Here is a 24231-nt window from a genome sequence, read left to right as displayed (position 1 = left end):
GCGACAGACGCTCCGAAAATTTTAAGGCTTCGCGAAGTATTTGGAGCTCTGCTGGAAAGTCTAAAACTGCACTAATTGGTGGTAGTATCTTGAATTCAGTCACTGTCAAACCTCCGATCAACACCCAATTGAAAGTCTAGCGCTACAGGAAGAGCACACAGTGTATTCACCAGCTGCATCTGCTCAACAGTATTGCACTTCGCCTCACGCAATCGCGGGGCTCCAAATACCAATGCGAGTCCCTTGGCGCGTGACACCGCGACGTTGATGCGGTTCAGAGAAAACAGAAACTCCATCCCGCGCGAGGTTTCTTCGGCGGAAGATGCGGTCATGGAAACCAGGCAGACCGGCGCCTCCTGCCCCTGAAACTTGTCCACGGTTCCGACACGAACACCCAACGGAAGGGCATCCCGCAGAGCGTTCACCTGAGCGTTGTACGGAGCGACGACAATGATGTCCGTCTCGCGCATCGGCCGCGTGCTGCCGTCCTTCTCCGTCCAGCTGCCGTCAAGGAGCTCAGTAACGGTTTTGCCAATAGCGGCGACTTCTTCCTGTGCGATCTGTGCATTGCCCTCATGCGGAACAGGTACCCAGAAAGCTCCGGCTTCGGGGAGCTCCGTGCCTGTCACGCATTGGTGCGCTGTATCAGAATGGCTGGTCAGTCGGCCTTCATACACCTGTTCCGAGATAAACCGACAGACCTCCGGGTGCATGCGCCGGGATGTGGGAAGGAAGATGCCCCGCTCGGGTGGAACCGTCGCATGCTCACCGAGCATCCAATCCAGGCACGACAGGTTCGCAGGTTCGGGATGCGCTCCCTGAATGACCTGCGGCAACTGGCGTGGGTCGCCCACAAGCACGATGTTTCGCGCGGCACGGCCCATGGCAGCCATGTTTGCAAGTCCAACCTGGCCGGCCTCGTCGACGAAAAGCCAATCAAAGGCCTGAACATTTTCGTCGCGCGAAAAGAACCACGCGGTGCCGCCTACGACATGAGCATCGGTCAGCGCTGGGTCGTCGTTCGAGTGCGCGCGGGTAATCCCGGAAAAACCGTCTGGATACCCATCCTCACCGCCGCCAACCTTGTGCGCCAGTTCGGCGTTTTCCAACGTGATGTCGGGATCGTCATCGTCGAGGGCGAGAAGACAGCCCATCAGAACATTGCGGATCGCCTCGTGACTATTCGAAGCGACTCCAACGCGGAACCCTTGGCGGACAAGTGACAGGATCGCGCGTGCACTCACATAGGTCTTGCCAGTACCGGGTGGTCCCTGGATCGGCAGGACGGATCCATCCATGTCATTCACCACGGCAATGGTACCCGCGACGGGGTCAGCCTCGCCCAGAAGATCACCCCTTGAGCCGGAGCGGAGGCGTGGCGCTGAACGCGACAGCAAGTCATCCACCGCCGTGTACCGGCGCGCACCGCACTGATCGGCGATCACATCACGCAAAGCACCGGCAATGACACCTGTCTGGATCGGCCAGTCCGGATGCAGCGTCAGTTGATCCGCCAAGAGGTCGGCCTTGCCCGGGCCTGCTTTGACGGTGATCTGACGGGCGCGGCGATCCATGGTCTCGATTCCGACCGTTGTCGGGGGACTGTCGAACACCGGAACCGTCGCCTTCTTACCGCTCCGCAGTTTCGTTTCCTGTTCGGGATAGGTGTATCGGCGCGCAAAGGATCGCTTGACGGGTTCGACAGGGCCCGCTGCCTCAAGCCCGCCAAGCGCATCGAGATCGTCGAGCAGATCATCTTCGTCCTTCGCAGCGCTATCGAATACGGCCCATTGCGCGGGCTTCACCTCGCGGCTGTGAAAAACGCCGAGGTTGAACAACATATCCTGCCGCGCCTCCGGCAAACCTGATGCTGCCAGCAGGTTGCGCAGAGCTTGCGTATCGGCGTCCTCTTCGACCTCTTTATCACCTGCATCCGGGGCAAGTGTCGGCCAAGGGCCAGCAGGCCGGATTCCGACCAGCCAGTCGCGCAATTCCTCGGTCGAGATACAGTCGACGCGGTTGTAATCCTCGATCTCGTCCAGAATCTGCTGGTCCTGCGTTTCGCGCCAGCGCTCATATGCCACGACCGAGCCACCCGCAGTCTTGACCTCACCGTCGCGCTTGCGGTCGTAAAAAGCCTCCATCGATTTGATGGAATAGTTCGGTTCCGATCCGATCAGCCCGCCGCGGACCACGGCAAACAGATCGACGAAGCGGCGTTCCCGGAGCAGCCGGTCAAGGAAAGCCTCTCCGATCCCATATTTCGTGGTCAGGCGTTTGAGCGCTGTGATCTCGTAGGGCGCGTAGTGATAGATGCGCGCAGTGGGGTATTCCATAATCCGCGCGCGAAAGAATGCCAGCAAGTCGGACAGCGCCCGCGCTTCGGCGTCGTGATCATGGGCCCAGAACGCTTGAAACTGTCCGTCAAACCAGATCCCGTGCAAATATTCGAGGCCGCCCTCGTAGTGCGGGTCTCCCTCGATGTCGTAGAACAGGTCGCCGGGCTGGGGTTCCGGCAGGAGGTCGAAGCCTTTGCCAGGCTCCAGTGCACGCAGTTCGAAATCTGGCTCCCCGGTTTTGCGGGCCTGCTGCAGGCGGGCTTGAGTGACCAAACGGGCTTGGGTGTTTTCGGCCATTCCGCGCACTGGGTGATCCAGCGTCGAGAGAGCCTCCAATGTGTGAACACCCGCTGTTTCAAGCTTTTTGACCTGACCACGGCTGATGTTGGCAACATTGAACAAGCTGTCCTCGGCGCGCCAGACGCTGTTGCAATGTTCGGCCCAGCGGCACAGACCGCAATCAGTACATGGCACCGGGCGTGTCGGCTGCGGATCGGCGACGAAAGCTTCCAGCCGATCACGCGCCATCCGTGCATATGCAGAGTAGTCTGCCAGACGCAGCGTCGCGCGGGTGCCGTCGCCCAATTCGACATGCGCAAACTCGGGCACCACCCCCTGAATTTCCGCCAGCAGATCGGAATACAGAACCAGCTGAAGCACATGTTTGGGATCGGCCCGACGTTTCAGCTTGGTGTCGGCTACCTCATAGCTGAACGGTCCGAGCGCTGAGGGGGTCTCAACACGCTCCAGGAAGTCGGACCAGCCGCCCCAGTTCCCCGACAGAAACGCGCCCTGAAACACCACATCCGGACCAGCGGCGAGCGCCGCGCGCGTGGCTTCGGCGTTTTCGCCAAGTTTGCCGCGCTCGATTTCTATGACCGTGCGCCCGGCCTCCTTGAGATGTGCAAGGTGCGCCGCCTCATGCGCATCGCCCTGCTTTTGCAACAGCGCTGCGTCCTCGGTGTCGCCGCCCGGCTCCGGGCCCGTTCCGCGCATATGTGCCAGATCAAGGGTGGTCGCATGTGCGCAGCCTGTGAAGCGCATGAGATCCGTTGCGGACAAGAATATGCGACCGTCGAGATCCCTCATGGCTACTCCATTACCTATGCAAATCAATCTCCAAGGGAATCACCTCGACAGACCGCTAGGTCATCAATACCGTGCGAGGGTGTCAATTTCTGGCATGGAGATCAAATGTCTTTTGCAAAAGCGCAGGATTTGCTTCGCCTTGCCCAGATGGCGGCTTCTCGCCGAGGTGGCGTCAGCCTTGAGGACATCTGCGCCGAGTTCGATGTTTCGCATCGCACCGCTCAACGGATGACTGAAGCGCTCGAAGCAACTTTCGTAAACGTTTCGACCGCCGACGATGCCGAAAGACGGCGTTACTGGCGGATGGACGCACCCTTGCCAGATCGACTGCAGCCCCGACAGGAAACGGCGATCGAAGCGCTGGAAATTGCGGCGCGTACCGCGCGCGATGAAGGGCGTTTACGACATTCACGCGCTCTGGAGGATCTCCGTGACGGGCAGCTGGCGCGATTGAATCCAAGAGACGCGCTTCGGTCGGAGGCCGATGCAGAGGCAGTGCTGGCTGGATTAGGCCAGGTCACGCGCCCGGGCCCTACCGTTACGCTGAAGCCTGCCGTGACAGATGCTGTCATCGAAGCGCTGCGCGGTCCCTTCAGGCTGCGCGTCAGCTATGGCGCGCAGGGCGCTGCGCCGCGTGTGATCGAGCCGCATGGCATGCTACTGGGGCACCGCAGCTATCTCGTCGCACGGCAACCCACGCGTGGAGTAGACATCCTGAACTTCCGCATGGATCGGATTCATGAAGCGGAGGTTCTGAACGAAAGCTTCCAACTGGCCTCGGGTTTCTCCTTAGAGACCTATGCCGCTCAGGCGTTTGGTGTCTATCAAGACCCCGAACAATACGGCGAAGTCGTGTGGCGCTTCTCACCGGAAGCCGCTGAGCGAGCCGCCGAATTCCTTTTCCACCCAACCCAAGTTGTCGAGCCTCAGGACGATGGCAGCCTGATCGTCAGGTTCAAGGCGGCGGGCTGGCTGGAAATGGCATGGCACCTCTATCAATGGGGCGACAAGGTAGACGTGTTGGCGCCCCAAGGCTTGCGCGAATTGATTGCGGGCCACCAGAGGTCGGATTTCGACGCTCTGCCATGACGATATTGAATAGGAATTTACTATGAAAAACGGTCTCGACCATGCAGCCTTGAAAGCAAAACAACGCGCCATTCGCGAAGGCTTCCCCGAAACTATGGGGCTGCGCGCTCACCGCGCCATCAGTTGGATCGGCCGTGCAGAAGCTTGTGGCGAGGATGATGATGCGCGTTTCATTTTCCTTTGGATCGCATTCAACGCGGCATACGCTGACGAGCAGGAGTTTCAGGCTGTCGCCCCGGGAGAACGCGCTGCTTTCGTCGAGTACTTCGCTCGACTGGTCGCCCTTGATCAAGACCAACGCATCTACAAGGCACTGTGGCAGCGGTTTTCAGGCCCTGTTCGGATGCTCATGGAAAACCGGTACGTCTTCAATCCCTTCTGGCAATACCACAATGGGATTGAGGGGTTTGAGGATTGGGAGGAACGCTTCAAAACCTCAGCCCGCTCCTTCGCGCAGTCCTTCCAAACCGGTGACAGTGTACGTGTCCTGAGCTTCGTCTTCGACCGATTGTACGTCCTGCGAAATCAACTCGTCCACGGAGGATCGACCTGGAACAGCGGAGTGAACCGCGCGCAGGTTCGGGACGGCGCGGAAATTCTTGGGTTCCTGATGCCTGCCTTCATCGACATCATGATGGACAACCCAAATGAACACTGGGGTAAGCCATTTTATCCCGTCGTCGAATAGGTTCGAAACGGCCTATGATCATCACGTTTCAATTGGATATGCACGCCCGAGCTTGGTCTCTCATAACAGCATAGTCCGCCATCATCTCGACAACGGCCGATCCGTCTGGCAGCATCTCCAATTCTTCGGCCGCCCTAGACTGAAACTCCCCGCTGTATTCCACGACCGGTGGACATGCAGCCATGCTGCGAGTTTCAAAATCCGCCTTCACGCAGCCGGTCAACCAACTGGCCCCGATCACGAGGACGGCGAGCCGCCGCCTCCAGCATCCTTCGCTGAACTTCATCAGCTTTCTCCCTAGCTTCAAGGCGTTCCGCCAGGCGACCAGCGCGCTCGCCGGAGCGGCGCAGGGTCAGCAAGAACAGAAGGATCGCAAAAACTGTGACGCCGTAGCGGAGCGCTGCGCGTGCCCATGCCGATCCAACGAGCGAAGCGACAAGCTCACCGATCATCGCCGCCCCCGCTTCCAGTCGTCGAGCCGAGCGTAGATCGTGACCGCGATACCGCCGAGCGCGACGGCGATGAACACCCAGCGCAACGTGTCGAGATACGGCACGAGCGGCAGGATGGCGGTCTGGGTCTCTGCCAGGACGCCTTGCGCCACCTCGACCCCGACTGCGCCCAACGTTGCCACGCCAGCCGCGCCACCGCCCTTCATGGTGCGGCTGGCGGCCAGCACTTCGCGCGCTGGTGGCGTTTCTTCGGCGAAGCCAGTCGCCCGGGCCGGGAACCGCTCGCCCCACTGCCGTGCGGGGCCGAGGTCGACATGGATGAACCCCGAGCGCGGGTAGAAGCCGAAGCCGAGGAAGCCGACTTTCCTTGCCGCCGCTTCGAACGCCACCGGATCATGGTTCGCCATAGCGATGTCGAAGGCCGCGCCGTCCATATGCTTCGAGTGGGTTGCACCGCAAACAGCACGGTTGTGCTCCGGACTGCGATAGGCCGAGCGGACGATCAGCGGCTTGCCCAGCCGGTCGCGGAGTGCCTGCAGCTTGTCGAGTGCGGGTTCGTTGACAAGCAGCTTGCCGGTGCCGCGGCACGCAATTTCGGCCGGGCTGAAATTCGGCCAGCGCCAGGCTTTCTCCGGCACATCGCGCCAATGGTCGTAAAAGGTCGTAGTCATTGTATCCTCCAGAAACGAAAAGACCCGCCTCGGAGGCGGGTCGATTGGACTGACAGTTTGGGGTGGCGAGCGGCTATGGACCGCCGCCGAAGATTTTGAGCTTGATCGCGATGCCCGCGAGGAGCGCCAGCATCACGCCGGTGGTGATCATGCGGACGGCGGTCTGCATCGCGGTGCGGCGCACCAGCCGGACGCAGTCGAGCAAGGATCGCAGGTCGCGGATATCGAGCGCTGCCTCTTCACCGTCGAGGCCGACATCGGCGAGCGCGCGCTTGGCGCCTTCCTCGGCAGCGCGGGCCAGCATCGCCTCGAACTCGGCGTCGGGCATGCGCACGAAACCCTGATCGGATCGGGGTGGTGTCATGGGGTAATCCTCTCTCCGATCAGCCGATCTTGCAGCCCCAAAGGGACGTGTGATCGGCCGCGAAATACCCATCCTGCGCGCGGAAATACCCATGGAGCTCAATGGTATCGCCCGCCACCAGCGGCACCATCGTCTGCAGCCAGAGGGCCGTGGCTTCCGAGACATGCGCGCCACTGATCTCGCCATAAGACCCTCGGATTTCGGTCCCGCCGTTTAGCACGAGCCGCCCGCGCATCCGGGCCGAGGTGCTGGAATTGACCTTGTAGAGCAGCGTCGCGCCAAAAAGGTAGGTGCCGTCCACGGGCGCTGTGAACAGGTTGGTCCCGGCATCAAAGGCCCCCTGATCGTTGTAGTCCGTGCTGTTCAGGCCGATCTTCGTCCATGTCCCGACGCCGACATAGTTGTCGTAGTTGGTGTAGGCCTTGAAGCGCGGCAATTGCGGCTGGTCGACGATGCCGCTCGCGTTGTCGACGCTCAGCCCGTCGAAAAAGGTGCTGCCATCGGCGGAGACCGCGAGCCGGAAGCGGTCGGAGCCAAAGAGCCCCATCAGCGCCTTGGTCACGAAACCGGTCTGCAGCGTGAGCCCGAGATCGTCTCCGGCCGCCTCCTTATTCATGGTGTAGAACAGATCTCCGGTGCCGCCCTCGGCGACGGTCTTAGCCGTCCAGAGCGCCGCGTTCAGCTTGGCCGAGAACGGGTTCGACGCGTCCGCCGTGGTGCCAAGTCCCAGCAGCGCGAGGTTCTGCAGAGCGTCTGGGGTCGAGCCGACCCAGCCTGCATCGTCGTAGACCAACAGCAGACCTTCGTCCTCGACCCATACGCGCCAGCCAGTCCGCGGTGTCAGGCGCAGCCAGGCTCCGTCGGTCCAGAGCGCGACGTTCAGGTCCCAGCCCGCCCAGTCGCCCGTCGCGCCGGAGCCCACGATATAGCGGTCGCCATCGGTGGGGCTGGCGGGCGGCGCTGTCAGGTCCCGGTCGAGCACGGAAAGCTGGACAAGCCCGTCGAGCAGCCGCAGCGCCTCGTTGTGGGTGACATGTTTCTGGGCCTGCGCCGCGAGGATGTACGGGAGCAGCAGATGCGTAGTGGTGTCGGACATGAGGCCCTCAGAATGTGAGCGTGACGGTTTTCGGCGCGCCCCGCCCCACGAGGGCGGAGAGCTGGGAGATGCGGACGTCGAGCGTGTCGCCGGGCCCGAGTATCGCACCCCAGTCGGCGGTCTGCTGGGCGGCCGTGTAGACGGCGCTGGTGGTGGTCACGCTCAGCACCCGCTTGACCGTCGCGCCGTCGAGGATCTCGACCTCGTAGGCTTCGGTCTCCTCGACAAGCGGCACGTCGACCGCGCCCCAGTTGTCGGCCGCGAGTGCGCGGGACCGGCGAGTCCAGCGGATGGTCAGATCGCCCGTCGCACGTGGTTTGCGCCATGGCTGCTCGACATGGGCGACTGAAAACGGCCGCAGACCCACGCCAACCGGGTTGAAGGAGGCCGCGACATATGTCTCGTCGCTGACAGACCGGCTTGCAGGACCGATGCGCCAGTTCCACGGCAGCCCGAGATCGGCCTCGGCGATCGGGAGGGACGCAAGAGCCTCGTCGAGCACTACCACTCGAGCGCCTGCAAGAGCCGGATTAGCCATGGCCGTTTCCGTGCCGCGCTGGCCACGAAGCAGGCGCATCATTCGATAACGGCCCGGCGCAATCAGGTCTGCCACGCCGGCCTGCACGATTTCCCACGTGCGGGGTGCGCTCTCGATGGCCAGCGCATTGGCGCCGCCGAAGAGGGTCAGGTCGGTGACGCTTTCGAGTGTGCCAGAGAGCAGATCGATCACCAGCGCATTGCCAAGATCGAAGCGCGAGGTCGGGCCCGCGAAGAAATCCGAGACCAGCATTCCGATCCGGGCACGGCCGCCAAATGTCGTCAGCAGCTCGAAGCCATCGGTAGAGGGACTGCGGAACACCGCCATTTCGCCCGGCCAGGGAACGGCGTGCGCTGCGGCGAAGGGCCGATGCGCGGGCTCGTCCTCTGTCAGTTGCGGCAGGTCCAGCAGCGCCACCTCGGGTGCGCCGAACACCACGGTTTGCGAAAGCGATGAGGGCCGTGGCGATCCTGGCGGCAGGTCGTGGGCCTCGCGATCCTGGCGGACCGCTTCGATCCCGCGTGCCTCTGCGTCGGCGATGGAGACCAGCCGCAGCGGAATGTGCCTCCCGTCATGTGCCAGCGTCACGACGTCTGCTGGATCCAATGCCAGCCGCGAGGGCGGCAGGCGGAATGCAGTTGTCTCGCGCCCGGTCCAGGCTTCCATCAGCGCGCGGCGGCAGCGCCGTTCGGCTTCCTCGGGCGGGACCGCCATCGGAAAGCTCTCCGAGGCAATCCGCGTCGTATCCACCGTGATCCGTTGCGCCTCAACAAGAGCAGCGTCGTAATCTTCGTCCGCACGCGCCACCTGCCATTTGAGCGCCTGCGGCAGTTCGGTTTCCTGCGCACGCGTAAGTTCCAGTAGGTCGCCCTCGCGGGCTGCGACAAGATCGTCGTGCGTCAGGCTGGTGATGGACGCCCGCCCACGCATGACAAAACGGATCATGCCCTCGGTCTCGACAGCGTCGAAGCCAAAGTGCCGCGACAACGTGGTGATCGAGGCGCGCGGGCTTTCCAGCGCGCCAATGGCGTAGCCCTCGACCGCGCCCCAAAGCCCCGAGACGTCGATCCGGGACTCGGGCATGCCCGTCCGCAAGCAGAGGTGCCGGACCAGCGCCGCCAGCGACACCGCGCCCACCCGCCCGGTCAGCCAGTGTCCAAGCCGCCAATTCGCGCCGTCGGTCCAAACAACGGTCAGCGCCGGGAAGAACGGATAGGGCCGCGCGTCCCACGTCCAGGCGGCGCATTCGGGGACGTGCACCATGCGGCCGCCGTAGACGGACGAGATAGGATTGTTCGCGGCCTCGCCCCAGAACAGGTAGGTCGCCTCGAGATAGGCGCGCTGGATCGCGTCGTCCCGCCAGCCGCGAGAGAAGTACGGCACGAAGCTCTCCGACGATTTCGGGTCGAAGAAGACGTTGGGTTGGTTCGTGCCGCGGTCGATGGCCGGGCATCCGAGCTCGGTGAACCAGATCGGCTTGGATTGCGGCACCCATGCCGTCGGCGTCCCGCTCTCCACGCCGCCCGGGCGGTCGTAATGCGCGTTCGACCACCAGGCGCGGAGATCCTTGTAGCGGAAGACCCATGGTTTGGCCGCCGCACCATCGGTGATCGGCGTCCGGGCCTGCGCCGACCGATCTGCCGCGCTGGCGTAAAACCAGTCGTAGCCCTCGCCGCCCGCGATGTTTTCCTGCAGGTAGGCCCGGTCGTAGATCGCGGGCCACCCCTCGGCCGCATCGGCGTGCTCGAAGCCGTCCCGCCAGTCGGAGAGCGGCATGTAGTTGTCGATGGCGACGAAATCGACGTTGCCGTCCGCCCAGAGTGGATCGAGGTGAAAGAACACGTCGCCCGAGCCGTCGCCCGGCTGGTGCCCGAAATACTCCGACCAGTCGGCCGCATAGCTGATCGCGGTGCCCCCGCCGAGGATTGAGCGCATGTCGGCCGCGAGGTCGCGGAAGGCCTGCACCGCCGGATAGGCGCTGGCGCCCGAGCGGATCGTGGTCAGCCCGCGCATCTCGGTCCCGATCAGGAAGGCGTCGACGCCACCCGCTGCGGCACAGAGATGGGCATAGTGCAGCACCATGCGGCGCAGACCCCAGTCGCCGGCCGCCCCGGTCCAGGAGACGGTCTCGCCTGAGACGGCGAAGTCGGACGGGCTGGCGCTGCCGAAGAAGGCCGCGACCTGGTTCGCCGCGGTGGCGGTCTTGTCGACGCTGCCGGTATAGCCCCCAGCCGGCGAACAGGTGATCCGGCCGCGCCAGGGGAACGCCGGCTGGCCGGGATTGGCCGCGTTTTCGGAATACGGGTTGGGCAGGGTGTTGCCGGGCGGCACGTCCATCAGGATGAACGGATAGAAGGTCACGCGCAGCCCGCGGGCCTTCATCTCCTTGATCGCCTGCACCACGGCGAAATCTGCCGGCGTGCCGCCATAGACGGGCCGGTTCTGGTCATCGCGGCTGACGAGGTGCGCGGCGGCGCGCGAGACGCCGTTGACAGACCATGTCTGCGGGCTGGTTGTCTTTGCGGAAACCTCGACGCCCGGCCGTACCTTGCAGTTTCCAGCGCGCAGATCGTCGCCGAACCAGGCCACCACAAGCGACACGCTCTCGACCTTCGGTGCCATGGCCTGCAGGCGGTCCAGCGCCACCACAAGGTCGGCGGTGTCGGTCAGTGCGTTGAGGTTTTCGGGCTCGGACGAGCCGCCGCCACCCTTCCGGATGCCCTGCGTGGCGTAGGCGAACTCGCCGGATGCCGGGATCATGGTGACGGCCTGCGTCAGACCCTCTGCGGTGTCCGGATCGGCGAGCGGGCGGAAGACCTCAAAACTCAGCTGCGGAATGCGGTTGCCATAGTTGCCGAGCGGCAGGTCCTCGAAGACCACATAGGCCGTGCCGCGATATGCTGGCGTGTTGTCCACGCCCATCTTCGCGGAAATAAACGGATCGGCCGTCTGGCTCTCGTCGCCCGGATACCAGCGCCATGTGATCCCGGCGGCGTCCAGCAGCTTCCCGTCGGCCCAGATGCGGCCAATGCCCGTGATCGGCCCCTCGCACAGTGCGACCGCGAAGCTGGCATAGTAGAAGTACTCAGTAGTCTTGACCTTGCCACCGCCCCCGCCGCCCTTGCCGCCGCCCTGCGTGGTGGTTTTGGTCTCCTCGCGGAAATCGGTCGCCCAGATGATGTTGCCGCCGATCCGCATGCGACCGTAGAGACGCGGGATCACCGCTCCTTCCGTGGCCGACGTGATGCGCAGATTGTCCATCCGCGCGCCTTCGATCCGCTGGGTCGGTGCCAGTGACGAGATGATCCAGCTGTCAACGACCGAGCCGATGGTGGAGCCGATGAAGCCACCGATGGTGGCTGCGCTGACGCCAAGGATCGCGCCGCCAATGCTGCCGCCAATGGCAGCACCTGCGGCGCCGAGAACGAGGGTGGCCATGGGATAATCTCAGCGTTGCGGGAACATAAAGGCGAAGGCGATGCGCCGCCGCCAGGACGGGGTGAGCGGCTCCTCGATCACGCCGAGCCGCTCGTAGGCGTGGAGGAAACTGTCGGGCCCGGTAAGGATCCCAACATGCTTGGCGATGGCGCGGGGCTTCATTCGGAACAGCACCAGCACGCCGGGACCGGCCTCTACGGGAGGCACCTCGATCATCATGGCGCGCGCGCCCTCGGCTAGAACCTCGCGCGGCCCTGTCTCGCCCCAGTCGCGGCTGTAGCGCGGGATCGGGAACGGCTCGGGGCCGACGACTTCACGCCAGACGCCCCGCGCCAACCCGAGGCAGTCGCAGCCGACGCCCCGCAGACTGGCTTGATCATGATACGGCGTGCCGAGCCAGGAGCGTGCGATGGCGATGACGCGCTCGGGATCGGCGGTGGCTCTCGTGCATCGCGATGCGATGCACTGCCGCCCGTCGTTTCCAGCGGAAACAACGTTGGTCACAGCACGGACCCCTCATGCCCGCCATCCTTGGTGGCGTAGCGCAGCACCGCATCTTGGCCGGGGATGTGCGGGAAGCCCCGGAAATTGGCGGTATTGGCGAACTTCGCGTCGCAGGTCTCAATACGCTTGTCGCAGCCTGCGCGAATGGTGAAGGCATCATCACCAGAGATGGACCGCACCGGCGCTTCCAGCAGTGTCACCACCGCGATGCCCTCCGTGACATCATGTGCAATCACCTCCGCTCGCCGCCCGGTATTGGCCCCGCTAGTCCATTCGACGGTGCCAAAAGTGAACCAGCCGGAATTGAAGCCGCCGAGCCCCGAAGCTGTGAATGCCCGGTCTCGCAGGAGATCGATGACGCCGCCTGTGCCCTTGAACGCCGGATCCTCCAGATCGACGCCGCAGCACGCATCGCCGAGCGCGGCATCGCAGGTCGCCTGAAAGGTCCGCCCGACCGTCTGGCCAAGCACATGCGCGAGCGAGCGGACCTCGGCGACGAAGGCCAGCCTCCCACGCCGGATCTGGCCGATGGCCCCGCGCCGCATCAGCACGCGATGGCCGGTGTCGGCCCAGTTCACTCGCCAGACCTCGACCTCAGCGTTGTCCCAGCGGCCATCGAGGACATCGGTCTCGGTGATCCGCTCCGAGGATAGCACACCTTCGGCGTCCTGCGCGTCGACCGAGAGGTCCGAGCCGGAGCGCACCTCGGAGGCGGTCAGTCCGCTCTCAGGCTCGAAGTCCGTGCCATCGAAGCTCAGCGTCCGGTCGTGATCGGTGAAGCCGAAAGTCACGCCATCGGCCCGCGTGATCCGCCAGCACCATGCAAGCGTGGTCGTGCCGTCGTCGAGATGGGCCTGCAGGTCGGGGTCGAGCGACTTCATCGTCGGATCTCCAGAAGCGGAATGGAAGTGATCGAACCGAGGCGCTCGAGGTCGAGCGTCACGTCGAGCGCGTCGGTGTCGAAGCGGACTGGCACGTCGAAGGCGAAGCCCGCGGTGATCGCGACGCCTGCGCCCGGCGCGGCGCCGAAGGTGACGAGGCCGGTCGCGGTGTCGACCGACCAGCCGGAGAGCTGCTCGACCCCTCCGAGCGCGATACGCACGGTTCCGGTCACCGGCTTGGCGATGGTACGCGTCCAGGATTGCGCGCCGGAGGCGTAACGCTTCGCCAGCTGGAAGGCGGTCGTCGCGCCGTCGCCGCTGCCGATCGCCTGATCGGTCGGCGCTGGCGTCTGGGACGGCAGGCAGGACTTGTGGTCGCCCCAGTCCTTGAAGCGGAAGCCATGGAGCCGCCCGTTCCGCGCTTCGAAGAAGGCGACCACTGCCGCCAAGTCGTCGGCGCGGCGGATGCCGTAGGCGACATCGTAGCGGCGGCGCGAGTTGGCCCAGCTGGCGTTGCGTTCCTCGTCGCCCGATGCGAGTTCGACGATCTGTGTGCGCCTTTCGGGTCCGCCACGGGCACCCCGGCTGATGTTGTCGGGAAACCGGACCTCGTGAAACGCCATCACATGCCCCTCCGCCCGAGCGACACCGCGCGTGCGATGTCCGCCGCCACCTGAGTGCGGGATTGCCGGAAGCTCTCGGCGTCACGCGCCATGATGGTCACGTTGACGCCCTCGCCGTAGCTCTGGGCCTCACGGCGCGACAGCACCCGCTCGCCACGCTGCAGGATTGCGGGCACCTCATCATGCCGAAGCCCGGCCATCCCGCCTGAATGCATCCGGGGCGCGGCGGCGAAAGCCATGGCCGGGACCATGCGCGACGGCCCAACCGATCCGACCATCCCGCCCGCATGCAGGACGTTGGCGAAAATGCCGCCCGCACCCCCGAGCGCGCCGGACAGCGCGTTGGCGATCGGCCCCAGGATGAACCGTCGCGCCGCGAGCTTGGCGAGATCGGCCAGCAGCGAGGTGACGAGATCGCGGAAATCCAGCTTGCCGGTTTTCACGAACGTAGCCACTGCATTCTCGGCCGATTGGAACGCGCTGACTAAGCTCTGTCCAATATCGCTGCCGATATCGCGGGCCTTGCTGGCATAGTCACTGAGCGCTGCGGTGACTGCCTGCCAGCCGGAAACTGCGGCTTCGGGATTTGGTTCGGCGGCGGCCGCTGCAGCCCCGGCCGCTGCGCTCGCACCGGCAGCGGCGCGTCCGGCGCCACCAAGGGCTGTCTCAAAACGGTCCGCCGCGTCGGTCGCCTCGGTCAGCGCATCGGCACTGGCCTCGTCGGTGCCGCGCACCGCATCGCGTAGCGCCTGCCAGCTTTCCAGCGGGGCACGAGCCCCTTCAGCGAGATCGCGGGCCGCGCCACGATATGTGTTGGCCGTGGCAAGCGCAGTATTGGCCGCCGCAGTGAGCCCGAGATCGGGCGCGGTGAGCGGATTGTCCTCGAAGGCCCAGTCGAAGGCCGTCTGCGCGGCGGTGGTTGCGGCGGTCGCTGCACCTTCAAAACGGTTCTCGATCTGGCCCAGTTCGAGATCGGGGATGATCGAGATACGTCGCTCCGACCCGAGCGCTTCCAGCCCCTGATTGATCCCGCCGATGAATGTGTTGATCCGAGAAACAACGCCGTTCAGCATCGCTTCGACACCGTCGATCAGGCTGTTCGCCGCTTGGAACGCCAGATCGCCGATGGCGGCGGGCAGCAGACCCCAGATCGCCTTGATCGCCTCGTAGGCGCCCTCAAACGTGTTGGTGGCTGTATTTCCAAAAGCCACAACGCTCTCGATGGCGCTCTGCATGCCAGAAGCGGCATCCGCCTTCAGATCGAAGAACATTGCCGTGGCCGCAGCGCCCGCCGCCGCAGCCCCCATCTTGATCCGATCCCAGACTTCGACGGCAAGGTCCTTTAGGAGCGACATTGCCTCGCCAAAGCCGCCAGCTCCCGACACAAGCCGGGTGAACTGGTAGACGAGTTCGCCAGCGCCGACGATCAGCGCCCCGATACCGGTCCGGATCAGCGCGCCGCGCAAAACGACGAGCGCGGTTGCAAGGCCACGGACCGAAAGCGCCGCAGCGGCCATTCCCGCCACCCAGCGGCTCGCGAGAAAGGCCGCGAAGGTGGCGGCGTAGGTGGTCAGGCGGCCGATGTTGTCGAAGAGCCCGCGGATCGAGGTGCCCAGCGGACCCGTGCGGCTTGCCACGGCCGCCATGGCGTTGGCGACGGCCTCCAGCGCCGGTGCCGCGGCGACCGCCAATTGGTTCGACAGCCCGCGCCAGATCAGCCAGAGCCGGGAGATCGCATCGTTGGTCCGCTCGATCTGTTCAGCGTCCTGCTCGGAGACGACGACTCCGAAAGCGAGGACGTCCTCCGTCGCCTGGCGCAGCGTCGCCGTGTCGATCCGCGACATGGCGATCGAACCTTCCTCGCCGAACAGCTGGCCCGCGACTGCTGCGCGTTCAGCGGCAGGCACGAAGTCCTCGATGGCCGCGTTGATCGCCCCCACGCGTTCGTCGAGCGACAGGGCCAGCAGATCGGAGGCCGAAAGCCCCAGCCGCTCGAGCGCCTGCGCCGCAGGCCCGCCACCCGCCGCGGCCTGGCTCAACCGCCGCGTCAGATCCTTCGTCGCCTGCTCGATGCCGGACATCGACACGCCCGCCAACTCGCCCGCCCGCTTGAGCGTCTGGATCGAGGCGACGGTGGTCCCGAGCGACTGGGCGAGCTTGGCCTGCGTATCCACCGCCTGCAGGCCGGAACGCACCATGGCGACGCCCGCGGCCGTGGAAGCTGCGACGGCAGCAGCTGCCGCAACTCGCACCTGCCGTGCGAAACCTGCGAGCCGGGCGTTGGCCGCCTCCATCTCGCCACTGAGACGGCCGAAGCCGCGCGCGCCGGCCTCGCCGACACCTTCCAGTTCGGCGCGCACCTGTCGGCCGCCAACCGCGGCGAGGCGGACGGACACACGCTTTTCAGCCATCGGGACGTTCCATCTGTTCGTTGAGTTTGGCCACCATCACCGCTTCGATGACCGGCAGCAGTTCAGCCATGGCGAGCGGCGGCACGCCGAGGGCGTTACCGAGCGCCAGTGCCGCCGACATGTCCCAGCCGACGACGGTGCCGGGCAGGACACGGAGCTGACCGCCGAGACGTCCGACAAGGTCCCATACCTGCCAACCCTCATGCGTAAGGGGCCGGTTCAGCCTTGCCGGGCAGTCCGGGCAGGCTTGCGCACAGGCTTGGCAGTATCGCTCGCCCCCGCCGAAGGACCATTCGGCAAGGACGCGGAGACGTTTTTTTCCTGTTCCAGCAGCAGCCCCTTCGAGACGTAGGTTAGCTGGAAGGCCTCAAAGATCGGCCAGACATCGAGCAGCGCGTCGATGGCCTCGGGGCTCGGGTCGATGGGCTTGCCGTCCGCATCGCCGATGCCCTCCCAGGCGAGCACCGCCCGTCGCGCGAGCGCCTTGCCGAAGGCGACGGCGCGTTCCTCGTCCGATGCGTTCTCCGGAATTGCCTCGACGGTCGGGTCGCTGCGCGTCGCCACCATCAGCGCCGTGGTCAGCGGGCGCAGGTGAACGCGGACGCCGGGGGCGAGGTCATGCCAGCGCGGTGCATTCGTCAGATCGAGCGTCAGCATCAGTATACCTCAATGTCGTTGATCAGGGTGGCCGTGCACATCCGGCCGACAACGCTGTCGCGAGCGGCCTGCCAGTCGAAAGTGGCCTGCACGCCCTGCGGCCCGGAAATCTCGATGCGTGGGCGCGGCAGGTAGACGGCGTGGACGGTGAAGGTGAAGCTCTCGCCAGAGGGCAGCAAATAGGCGAACTCGAGCTCGCAGGGATCGCCATTGATCGCTTGCGTCACCAGCGTTTGATCCGCAAACCGGACTTCGATGGAGCCGGTCAGCGCGGCGATAGAGGGGTCTGCCCCATCAATGCGGCCGTCCGACCGGATGGTCTCGATCCGGTCGAGGTTGTTGGCATAGGTGATATCGGCCGAGACGACGTTGCCGAGGGCGGAGCCATTGCGGGTGATCGCCCCATTGAAGTGGCCGAAGCGCTGCAATTCGAGAGCGGCAGGCGTGCCTGCACTGGTCGTAGTTCCAACCGTCTCGCCCTGCGCTACCAACCGCGCGGTGGCGGTCAGGAGCCCCGAGCGCTGCATCTGCCAGGTGATCTGGTCGAGCACGCAGCCGGAATACATCGCATAGCGCGGCACTTCGGGCATGCCTGTCTCGATGGACATGCTGGGCAGTGTCCAAGAACCCGACTGAAACTCGTGCGTCCAGGGGCCGGTACCGGTCGTGGTTGGATCACCAAAAGCCGCCTTCAGCCAGAACCCGAAGCCTGAGGCATCGAGCGGCACAACGACATCGCCGTCCGCTGTCACCGCATCCTTGATCGGCGCTAGCGGATCGCGGCCGTAGCCCAGCAATTCCGAATTGAGCAGCGGCTGCTCCGCCCCCAGCGAGGTGCTGGCGAAGGGCATTTTGGTAAAACCGCCCGCAGGCGGCGTGCCATAGGTCGTCTCGAACGCAAGCGCCATCTGCGCCCGCGCCCCTTGGGCTCGTGCCATCGTTTTCTCCTCGGGTTATCGGGATCAGCTGAGTGGATCAGCCGTGGAATAGTGCAGCACCACCGGGATCACGGCGGCCTTCAGGCTCGCGGCGCCCTCGACCGGCAGATCAACCGGGCGCGGCGCTTCGGCTTCGATCCAGTCGCAGAGGCCGCCCAACGTGCGGTCGGCGGCGATGTTCGTGCCGATGCTGGCGGTCAGCGCGTCGAAGGCGGCGTCACGGGCGGTGCCCTGAATGACCGCCTCGATCTCTGCGCGGTGCTGGTAGTGGTAGCGCAGCGGCGACAGCGTCACCTCGGGCTCTCCCGGCTCACCGTCGCGCAGGATCAACAGCCCCTCGGCTGGCACGCGCTCGGGAAGCACCTCGCCACGCAGTGCTGTGGTAGGCAGCGCCGAAAGCCGTGCGTGCAGCGTGGTGAGGATGGTTTCGCGAACAGTCATGGTGTCTTTCTGGGCTCGACAGTAGAAATTGTTGGCTCGACGCCCCCATGAGCTCCGGCAAAAAAGGCTGCGAACTGCGATGGAAGGAACTCGGGAAAACTACTAAGTCTTGTGTGGGTTTTTCACCGGGAAGTCAGATGATCACAGACAGATTCGAAGATTTTGCGCAATCGCTGCGAGTTTTCATTGAACAGAAATACAGATTCCAAGAACTGTTCCTCATCGATTCAAGCGAGGCGATCGGCAATGTTGAGCTCGCCTGTAAGAGCATGCTCGACACATTCGCCAGCTTGTACGACGCAGTTCGAGAAACTCCGGAAGTCGATTTTGATTTTTATGCACACCCTCTTTGTTGCGCTGTTCTTGCATACAGAAATGCCAAGCATCACAATAAAGCGCACGGCATCCGCAGTGTGCACCGCCATGCGCAGCAGAACGAACGCCAAGACTACCTCCTTGTAGATTTTCCTGCTGGAGACAGCGAAGACGGCGCAGGGTTCATCGACCACTACGCTTCTTGGGGAGACTTTTGTGCGCTCCTCGACATGCCAAGGGATCAAAGCCGCTTGCGCGCAAATGCTCGGAACCTCGTCAGAGACCGCATCGAGGCAGATGGATTTGAACGTTTCGCTGATCAGGACGGAGTTCCAATCCATCGGGTTTTTATAAACATGATTCCAATAATTATTGGCGCTGGATCAGAGTTTATTACCTCTTTAAAGCCGCATATTCGCGTTCATAGTGTGGAAGCCGAGCATTTCGTTTCGCATTTCGAACATGTAGAGCAAGCTAACTTTTCTCGACCTAAATACACGGAGTTGACGAGTTCGGTTTTTGGTTAGGATCGCTGACCAACCCATTTCGCCACGATCAACCCCGGGACGCTGTCGAGCGCCCGTTCGGCATCCCTGTCAAGCTTCAGCCGCTTAGGCAGCTTGACCTGCGGGACCAGCAGGAAGATTGGTGCGGTGACTTGGTTACGGCCGGTCTTTGAGCGCGAGGCCACCGCCTGGCCACGTTTGTTAATCCGTGCGCGGTCGGCCACCAGCAGGCTCGGACCTCGGCGGCGATAGACGAACCGCAGGCGCAGACCGCGCCGCCGCTCCCATTCGCCCGGGGTGATCCGGCGACCGCGCAGGCCTCGACCCGCAGCTTCGGTCGGGATCGCGAGGTAGAACCCATCTTTCGAGCGGATCAGCGGACCAGTGTCGTGGGCCCCGACAATGGTCGGAGCTTTGGACCAGACCAGCGCGGCGGCATCAAGGCTTTCGCCGGCGCGCGGAAAGGTCTGGTTGCGGATCGAGTTGGCGAGCCGTCGCCCGAGACCTGCGCCAGTGACCTGGGTCCGCCACGAAGACTTCAACCCGGTCCCGGCCTCGCGCATCGCTGCGGTGACGGCTTTCTCGCCGGCCTTCACCTCGGCTGCCATGGCGGCGACGAGATCGGGCGTGATGTCGAGTTTCAACTTCATGCTGGGCGCAGGTCCACGGTCCAGACGAGCCGCTCGCGGTCGCGAACGGGCTCGCCTTGTATGAGGAAGGCGTCCCCGTCGATTTCCACGCGGTCGCCGGGACGCGGGTTCGCGACATCGGCCACGCGCAGGTCGATACGAGTGGTCTCGGACCAGAGCCGAGCATCGCCGAAGTCGGTGATCGAATCCGCCTGCCGCGAGACGACGCGTACCAGCACTGGCGCTCTGCCATCAGCGATGTAGACCGCTTCCCGCCCGATGTTGGGATCCGAGAACAGCGCATTAACGATGGCGGAAAACGCTGTCATCAGAAGCTCGCGTTCAGGCGCACCCGTCCTATGGTGTCACCGGCCCCGCCTGCCACGGCTTCGGTTGCGACGCCGATCAACGTGTTCGATGTGGCCACGCTCGTGGTGCGCTTGTTGGTGTCGTCCCAATAGACCTTTGCGCCGACTGCCCAGGCCTGCGAGCCGACCTTGGTGAGGTCAAAGACGCCGACGAGTGCTGCCTCGACAGGATCGTTTAGAGTGGCGTCCGCGGATGCGATGCCGAAGATGGAGCCAACGAGCAGACCGTCGCCGGATGTCACGGCATAGGGCGCGGTCAGGGTGATGGTGTTGCCGGGCTGGACGTAGTTCTTCATTGCAGGATCCTTTGCAAACAGGAACGGGCGGCCCGATTGGACCGCCCGTCAGTGGTGAGATGTCTGGGATGGCCCGGCCTATGCGCCCGGGTTCTTGTAAAGACCGCGCCAGTCGATGGCCTTGGCGCCGAAGTCGAGGCGGCACTTGATCTCGACCCCGTCGACGTCGAAGCCGTTGCGCGTCTCGATGTAGGCGCCCTGCTGGCCTTCAAGATAGGCGTATTCGATGGTGTCGATCTGGTTCGGGCTCGCGGCCAGATACCAGGCGGTTTCGCTGGCGGCGTCAAGCCGCGGCTCGCTGATGGGCGCGAGCGTCCGGATCGACTGCGGCACGACGCTGGACGTCGCGGCGGGCACGAGGTTCTGCGCGACCAGCTGCTCCGCCTTCAGTTCCAATGAGGCGGGCACGATCAGGAAGGCCGGGCGGACGTTCAGCACCGTCTTCTTGTCGAGCCCGGTCTGCTTGGCCATGGCGGCGCGGGCCGCACCGACGCTGCTGACATCGAGCGCCGCCCCGGTGCCCGCGAGGTTCTTGTGCGTGGTGTGGAACAGCGCGTTGCCGTCGGCCATCGCCGGGTTGGCGGTGATGATCCCCCAAACCACGTCGCTCTCCAGCTGGGCGATGGAGTTGCCATACATCGCCGGGATACGGGTGAAGGCGTCGAGATCGTCGTTGATCAGCGTCTGGCGGGTGATCGCGACCACCCGGCCATAGGTCTTGACCTTGTAGCTCTCCTTGCTCTCGCCGAGCGTGCCGCGCTTGAACTCTCCGCTTTCGCTGACTTCCAGTAGTTGCGGTGCCTCGCCGAGCTGCACGCGGTGCATCGCCTTGAAATCGGTGGCGAGCACCTGGCGGCAGAACAGCATGAAGGTCCGGGGATAGGCCTCGTAGGCCTGCCGGAGGGTCTTGTTGGTGACGGCGGAGAGGATCTCCGGGAAGTCCGAGGTCGAGTGGAGCGCGCGCGTCGCCACCTCGTCGCGCGAGAGGCCGCGTGTGTTCACGCCTGCGTTGCCGAGGCTTTCGCGGGCCAGCTCCATGAGCGTCATGCCACGATACTGGCGCGCGGCGTCTTCCAGCTGGAAGAGCGTCGGGCTGTAGCGGTGCAGCAACGCGTTCGCGACGGCATCGCGGCGGGTGACCTGTTCATCGCGGCCGCCCAGCGGGATCGACACTTGGCTGAAGGTCCGCGTTTCTTCGGATTTGGCGGCGACTTGATCGATGATCAGGCGACGGGCCTCATCGACGTCGGTGCCGCGTTTGACCAGATCCTCGGCAAAGCTGCGCTCGAGATTCAAGCGTCCAGCCAGATCATAAATAGTGGAGACGCGGTCACGCTCGGTTTCGCGCGCGCGGGTCGCGACCGTCTCGGTGTCGGCTGCGGCGGCAGTATCGGATTTCTGGGGCTTGGGCTGGGTTCGAGTTTCGACTGCGGCACCCTTTGGATCGGGCGCAGCCGGTTTCGGTTCGGTCATTGTGGTGTCCTCGGTTTTGACCGGCTCGGTCGGCTTTTGCGCTTGGGTTGCGGCGGCGCTCGCCGGATCATTGGATTTGTCCGTCATCGGAGTAGCTCCTGTTTGGGTGGATGGGACGTCCCGGCGATGAAGGACGCAGTCGTGAAGGGGGGATTGTGCGCGAAAACCCGCGGCGGGGTCCGCGCCAACGGGCACGGCGGACACCTCGAAGGGCGTCCAGTCGACCGCGCGCCAAAGCTCGCGGGCCGCCTCGGATTTGGAGACCTCGAAGCGGTGAACCTGGTAGCCGATGGAGACCGCCCGGATGTGGCCCGCCTGGATGTCGCGCCAGATCGGCTCGACATCGGCGCGCTCAGAGATGCGGACCTGCGCGACGCCGCGACCGTTTTCGATGCGTGCGGACCCTGGCACGACCGAGCCGATCACCGCGTCGAGCGTGTCGACCTCGTGCACCTTCAGAAACGGCGCGCCCGCATTCAGCCGATCCAGCCGCACATGGTCGGGATCGAGGCTCAGTTCCTCGTCATAGGGCTCCCCGAACAGGGTCGAGCGGCGAACCCGAGCGCCCGACGACCAGATCACCTCGACGGTGCGAGCGTCGGTGTCGGCTGAGTTCGGCGCAAGCTCCGCCATCCGGCGCAGGGCCGGGATTTCGATCATCGTGTCCATGTTGGTCAGTCCTGTTGGTCGGCCTGCGCCGGGTCGGTGTCCGTGTCGGCGGCGGGCTCGTCGTCGGCCGGTTCGTTTGTCGGGTCGCTGGTTTGCGCGCTGCCGGTCTTGCTGACGCGGCGCGGGTCACTGTCGAGCACCAGCCCGAGGTCATCGAGCTTCGCGTTGGTGGCCGCGATCTCCGCCAGCACGGCATCCGGGTTGCGGCCCTGTTGGGCGATCACCTCTGCGAGCGTCATGGTGCCGGAACGGATCGACAAGAGGTTGGCCATCGCGTCCTTCTGCGGATCGACCGCCTCGAACTTTGGCGGCGACCATTCGACGGGCACCTCAGGCGTCGGGATCTGGCCCGCTGCCCACGCAGCCTCGGTGAACCAGCGCCAGCTGGGCGCGCAGAACATCGGGATGAACAATTGCCATTGCACGGCGTCGATCATCCGGCGGAACTCCACCAGCCCGGCGCGGATCGAGGAATAATTGACCTGGCTAAGATCGCCGGTCAGCAACTCGTAGGGCACCCGGAACCCGGCCGAGATCGTGTGCAGGCTCGCCCGCTTGTACTCGGCGTAGCCGCCAGTGGCCGACGGTTGGTTGAACCGAATGTCCTTACCACCCCGCGCATATGCGATCAGCCCCGGCTCGAACTGCTCGACCCGGTTCCCGTCAGCATCGACCACGGAGGGCGCGATGCCCTGCTGGGCCTCATCATCGCCGAAGACAATGGCAGTGACACAGGCCTCGGTTTTCTTTCGGACGAGTTCCGCCACCTCATAGTCATCCAGATCGCGCAAGCTGCGGATCACAGGCGCGCCCCAAGGCACGCCGCGCGCCTGCGTGCGCTGCTTCTCATAGACATGTGCGATCTCCGTCGCCGGGACCGGGCGGCTCTGCAGACCGTTCTGCAAGGCGCCATAGGCATCGCCCGGATGCTCGGCATGAAGCCAGTAGACCCGGCGCTTGCCAACCGGGTCAAACTCGATCCCTTGGACGAGCCGACCTGTGCCAATGGCGCCAGATTTCGTGGCGTCGAGGAAGTCGGCCTCAAGCACCTGCACTTGCAGCGGCACGGGCAGACCGTCGCTCGCACGGCGCAGACGCCGGCGCACCAGGACCTCGCCCGCCTCGACCATCTCGCGGCAGATCAGGGTTTGCAGCCCATAGAAGTCGAGCTGGCCGTCAGCATCGGCCGTGTCCGACCACTGGACGAAGAGCGCATCGACCTTTCGATCCAGCTTGTCATTGCCGCTGGCGGCGCGCGGCATGATTCCCGCGCCGATGATGTTGTTGACCAGCACTGCTACGGCCTTGGCCGCATGCGGGTTGTTGCGCACCAAGTCTCGCATCCGGTCGCGCAAGAGCGCCCCGGCCACGCCAACCTCAGTATCGGCGGAGGATCCGGGCGCACGCCAGCTTTCGGTCCGCCGCCCGCGCGCGGCGCCGTCATAGGCACGGGTCAGGGTTTCGAAGGCCTGCCTGGCAAGCACCCGGCGGGCTGCCGCACGCGGTGCCACGGCGGCAATCGCATGGTCAAACCAGTTCGCCGACATCAGCGATCTCCACGCGAGAAGCCGGCGAGACTAGCGACCGGTAATGGTCGGTTCGTCCCCGCAATGGCACGCTCGATGGTTCGGATCCGGGCGAGCAGATCCTCGGCCGAGCCGTAATCGACGGATTTGCCGTCATAGCTGACCCGGGTCGTACCGCTGGCATAGGCCCGGCGCAGCGCCGAGAGCTCGGTTTCCGTCCAGTCGGTCAT

Annotated in this window: 23 protein-coding genes; 3 read left to right on the top strand and 20 right to left on the bottom strand. The window is 64.5% G+C overall.

Translation table 11 applies throughout. From position 1 onward, the window contains the following. Positions 1-95 precede the first annotated feature (95 nt). Positions 96-3383, bottom strand: coding sequence for a TM0106 family RecB-like putative nuclease (locus tag ACP2AV_RS14680; RefSeq protein WP_426373527.1), 3288 nt, complete (start codon positions 3381-3383; stop codon positions 96-98). On the opposite strand from ACP2AV_RS14680, the gene ACP2AV_RS14675 reads away from it, so the two are divergent. Both ACP2AV_RS14675 and ACP2AV_RS14670 read left to right on the top strand, forming a co-directional pair. Further along, positions 3267-4517: a helix-turn-helix transcriptional regulator gene (locus ACP2AV_RS14675; RefSeq protein ID WP_426373545.1), complete on the top strand. Its 1251-nt coding sequence runs from the start codon at positions 3267-3269 to the stop codon at positions 4515-4517. The genes ACP2AV_RS14680 and ACP2AV_RS14675 overlap by 117 nt on opposite strands. Positions 4518-4539: 22 nt before the next feature. Then, positions 4540-5205 (top strand): hypothetical protein, encoded by a 666-nt coding sequence (locus ACP2AV_RS14670; RefSeq protein WP_426373526.1) that lies wholly within the window; start codon positions 4540-4542, stop codon positions 5203-5205. Between the two features lie 194 nt (positions 5206-5399). Here ACP2AV_RS14670 and ACP2AV_RS14665 read toward each other — a convergent pair whose 3' ends face one another. The 13 genes from ACP2AV_RS14665 to ACP2AV_RS14605 form a co-directional block, all read right to left on the bottom strand. Further along, positions 5400-5657, bottom strand: a complete 258-nt coding sequence (locus ACP2AV_RS14665; protein ID WP_081940147.1) for a hypothetical protein — start codon at positions 5655-5657, stop codon at positions 5400-5402. After that, a complete protein-coding gene (locus ACP2AV_RS14660; RefSeq protein ID WP_426373525.1) occupies positions 5654-6328 on the bottom strand; it encodes a YcbK family protein in 675 nt (224 codons plus the stop codon). Before ACP2AV_RS14660 ends, ACP2AV_RS14665 begins: the two co-directional genes overlap by 4 nt. Before the next feature lie 73 nt (positions 6329-6401). Then, positions 6402-6692: a DUF6127 family protein gene (locus ACP2AV_RS14655; RefSeq protein WP_426373524.1), complete on the bottom strand. Its 291-nt coding sequence runs from the start codon at positions 6690-6692 to the stop codon at positions 6402-6404. A 19-nt stretch (positions 6693-6711) separates the two neighbouring features. After that, positions 6712-7788: a DUF2793 domain-containing protein gene (locus ACP2AV_RS14650; RefSeq protein ID WP_426373523.1), complete on the bottom strand. Its 1077-nt coding sequence runs from the start codon at positions 7786-7788 to the stop codon at positions 6712-6714. Between the two features lie 7 nt (positions 7789-7795). Further along, positions 7796-11764 carry a baseplate multidomain protein megatron gene (locus tag ACP2AV_RS14645; RefSeq protein ID WP_426373522.1) on the bottom strand — a complete coding sequence of 1323 codons (3969 nt, stop codon included), beginning with the start codon at positions 11762-11764 and terminating at the stop codon, positions 7796-7798. A 9-nt stretch (positions 11765-11773) separates the two neighbouring features. Beyond that, entirely contained in the window at positions 11774-12226 is a 453-nt protein-coding gene (locus ACP2AV_RS14640) for an NlpC/P60 family protein (protein ID WP_426373544.1), read from the bottom strand. 38 nt (positions 12227-12264) lie between these two features. After that, positions 12265-13149: a DUF2163 domain-containing protein gene (locus ACP2AV_RS14635; protein WP_426373521.1), complete on the bottom strand. Its 885-nt coding sequence runs from the start codon at positions 13147-13149 to the stop codon at positions 12265-12267. Continuing rightward, positions 13146-13772, bottom strand: a complete 627-nt coding sequence (locus ACP2AV_RS14630) for a phage distal tail protein, Rcc01695 family (RefSeq protein ID WP_426373520.1) — start codon at positions 13770-13772, stop codon at positions 13146-13148. The genes ACP2AV_RS14635 and ACP2AV_RS14630 overlap by 4 nt, the downstream gene beginning before the upstream one ends. After that, the gene (locus ACP2AV_RS14625) at positions 13772-16183 is read right to left on the bottom strand and encodes a phage tail tape measure C-terminal domain-containing protein (RefSeq protein WP_426373519.1); all 2412 of its coding nucleotides are present in this window, start codon (positions 16181-16183) and stop codon (positions 13772-13774) included. Before ACP2AV_RS14625 ends, ACP2AV_RS14630 begins: the two co-directional genes overlap by 1 nt. Continuing rightward, positions 16176-16304 (bottom strand): DUF7697 family protein, encoded by a 129-nt coding sequence (locus ACP2AV_RS14620; protein ID WP_274590647.1) that lies wholly within the window; start codon positions 16302-16304, stop codon positions 16176-16178. Before ACP2AV_RS14620 ends, ACP2AV_RS14625 begins: the two co-directional genes overlap by 8 nt. 98 nt (positions 16305-16402) lie before the next feature. Beyond that, entirely contained in the window at positions 16403-16840 is a 438-nt protein-coding gene (locus ACP2AV_RS14615) for a hypothetical protein (protein ID WP_420678258.1), read from the bottom strand. After that, the gene (locus tag ACP2AV_RS14610) at positions 16840-17778 is read right to left on the bottom strand and encodes a phage tail tube protein (protein WP_420678257.1); all 939 of its coding nucleotides are present in this window, start codon (positions 17776-17778) and stop codon (positions 16840-16842) included. Before ACP2AV_RS14610 ends, ACP2AV_RS14615 begins: the two co-directional genes overlap by 1 nt. Positions 17779-17802: 24 nt before the next feature. Next, a complete protein-coding gene (locus ACP2AV_RS14605) occupies positions 17803-18219 on the bottom strand; it encodes an acyl-CoA transferase (protein WP_426373518.1) in 417 nt (138 codons plus the stop codon). A gap of 47 nt (positions 18220-18266) precedes the next feature. On the opposite strand from ACP2AV_RS14605, the gene ACP2AV_RS14600 reads away from it, so the two are divergent. Beyond that, on the top strand, positions 18267-19061 hold the full coding sequence (locus ACP2AV_RS14600) for a hypothetical protein (protein ID WP_426373517.1): 795 nt from the start codon (positions 18267-18269) through the stop codon (positions 19059-19061). Here ACP2AV_RS14600 and ACP2AV_RS14595 read toward each other — a convergent pair. The 6 genes from ACP2AV_RS14595 to ACP2AV_RS14570 all read right to left on the bottom strand — a co-directional run bounded on the left by ACP2AV_RS14595 (position 19058) and on the right by ACP2AV_RS14570 (position 24231). Then, a complete protein-coding gene (locus ACP2AV_RS14595; protein ID WP_426373516.1) occupies positions 19058-19690 on the bottom strand; it encodes a DUF6441 family protein in 633 nt (210 codons plus the stop codon). The two genes, ACP2AV_RS14600 and ACP2AV_RS14595, sit on opposite strands and share 4 nt — an antisense overlap. Continuing rightward, a complete protein-coding gene (locus tag ACP2AV_RS14590; RefSeq protein ID WP_420678253.1) occupies positions 19687-19998 on the bottom strand; it encodes a head-tail joining protein in 312 nt (103 codons plus the stop codon). Before ACP2AV_RS14590 ends, ACP2AV_RS14595 begins: the two co-directional genes overlap by 4 nt. After that, positions 19998-20333 carry a DUF2190 family protein gene (locus ACP2AV_RS14585; protein ID WP_420678252.1) on the bottom strand — a complete coding sequence of 112 codons (336 nt, stop codon included), beginning with the start codon at positions 20331-20333 and terminating at the stop codon, positions 19998-20000. Before ACP2AV_RS14585 ends, ACP2AV_RS14590 begins: the two co-directional genes overlap by 1 nt. 78 nt (positions 20334-20411) lie before the next feature. Beyond that, positions 20412-22475, bottom strand: a complete 2064-nt coding sequence (locus ACP2AV_RS14580; protein ID WP_426373515.1) for a prohead protease/major capsid protein fusion protein — start codon at positions 22473-22475, stop codon at positions 20412-20414. Positions 22476-22480: 5 nt separating this feature from the next. Then, positions 22481-24022, bottom strand: a complete 1542-nt coding sequence (locus ACP2AV_RS14575; protein ID WP_426373514.1) for a phage portal protein — start codon at positions 24020-24022, stop codon at positions 22481-22483. Continuing rightward, on the bottom strand, positions 24022-24231 hold the full coding sequence (locus ACP2AV_RS14570) for a phage head-tail joining protein (protein ID WP_420678249.1): 210 nt from the start codon (positions 24229-24231) through the stop codon (positions 24022-24024). Before ACP2AV_RS14570 ends, ACP2AV_RS14575 begins: the two co-directional genes overlap by 1 nt.

The sequence above is a fragment of the Aliiroseovarius sp. PTFE2010 genome (assembly GCF_049943335.1).
Taxonomy (GTDB): domain Bacteria; phylum Pseudomonadota; class Alphaproteobacteria; order Rhodobacterales; family Rhodobacteraceae; genus JBNFVY01.
The sequence above is the reverse complement of the archived record's forward strand: the minus strand, read 5'-3'. Positions and strand labels throughout refer to the sequence as shown.

Excerpts from the sequence above, each read along its gene's own strand:
- ACP2AV_RS14660 (WP_426373525.1), bottom strand. The coding sequence starts at position 6,328 with ATGACTACGACCTTTTACGACCATTGGCGCGATGTGCCGGAGAAAGCC.
- ACP2AV_RS14680 (WP_426373527.1), bottom strand. The coding sequence starts at position 3,383 with ATGCGCTTCACAGGCTGCGCACATGCGACCACCCTTGATCTGGCACAT.
- ACP2AV_RS14590 (WP_420678253.1), bottom strand. The coding sequence starts at position 19,998 with ATGACAGCGTTTTCCGCCATCGTTAATGCGCTGTTCTCGGATCCCAAC.
- ACP2AV_RS14670 (WP_426373526.1), top strand. The coding sequence starts at position 4,540 with ATGAAAAACGGTCTCGACCATGCAGCCTTGAAAGCAAAACAACGCGCC.
- ACP2AV_RS14630 (WP_426373520.1), bottom strand. The coding sequence starts at position 13,772 with ATGGCGTTTCACGAGGTCCGGTTTCCCGACAACATCAGCCGGGGTGCC.
- ACP2AV_RS14625 (WP_426373519.1), bottom strand. The coding sequence starts at position 16,183 with ATGGCTGAAAAGCGTGTGTCCGTCCGCCTCGCCGCGGTTGGCGGCCGA.
- ACP2AV_RS14655 (WP_426373524.1), bottom strand. The coding sequence starts at position 6,692 with ATGACACCACCCCGATCCGATCAGGGTTTCGTGCGCATGCCCGACGCC.
- ACP2AV_RS14585 (WP_420678252.1), bottom strand. The coding sequence starts at position 20,333 with ATGAAGAACTACGTCCAGCCCGGCAACACCATCACCCTGACCGCGCCC.
- ACP2AV_RS14615 (WP_420678258.1), bottom strand. The coding sequence starts at position 16,840 with ATGCTGACGCTCGATCTGACGAATGCACCGCGCTGGCATGACCTCGCC.
- ACP2AV_RS14605 (WP_426373518.1), bottom strand. The coding sequence starts at position 18,219 with ATGACTGTTCGCGAAACCATCCTCACCACGCTGCACGCACGGCTTTCG.
- ACP2AV_RS14650 (WP_426373523.1), bottom strand. The coding sequence starts at position 7,788 with ATGTCCGACACCACTACGCATCTGCTGCTCCCGTACATCCTCGCGGCG.
- ACP2AV_RS14665 (WP_081940147.1), bottom strand. The coding sequence starts at position 5,657 with ATGATCGGTGAGCTTGTCGCTTCGCTCGTTGGATCGGCATGGGCACGC.
- ACP2AV_RS14570 (WP_420678249.1), bottom strand. The coding sequence starts at position 24,231 with ATGACCGACTGGACGGAAACCGAGCTCTCGGCGCTGCGCCGGGCCTAT.
- ACP2AV_RS14635 (WP_426373521.1), bottom strand. The coding sequence starts at position 13,149 with ATGAAGTCGCTCGACCCCGACCTGCAGGCCCATCTCGACGACGGCACG.
- ACP2AV_RS14580 (WP_426373515.1), bottom strand. The coding sequence starts at position 22,475 with ATGGACACGATGATCGAAATCCCGGCCCTGCGCCGGATGGCGGAGCTT.
- ACP2AV_RS14610 (WP_420678257.1), bottom strand. The coding sequence starts at position 17,778 with ATGGCACGAGCCCAAGGGGCGCGGGCGCAGATGGCGCTTGCGTTCGAG.
- ACP2AV_RS14575 (WP_426373514.1), bottom strand. The coding sequence starts at position 24,022 with ATGTCGGCGAACTGGTTTGACCATGCGATTGCCGCCGTGGCACCGCGT.
- ACP2AV_RS14620 (WP_274590647.1), bottom strand. The coding sequence starts at position 16,304 with ATGTCGGCGGCACTGGCGCTCGGTAACGCCCTCGGCGTGCCGCCGCTC.
- ACP2AV_RS14645 (WP_426373522.1), bottom strand. The coding sequence starts at position 11,764 with ATGGCCACCCTCGTTCTCGGCGCCGCAGGTGCTGCCATTGGCGGCAGC.
- ACP2AV_RS14595 (WP_426373516.1), bottom strand. The coding sequence starts at position 19,690 with ATGAAGTTGAAACTCGACATCACGCCCGATCTCGTCGCCGCCATGGCA.
- ACP2AV_RS14600 (WP_426373517.1), top strand. The coding sequence starts at position 18,267 with ATGAGCTCCGGCAAAAAAGGCTGCGAACTGCGATGGAAGGAACTCGGG.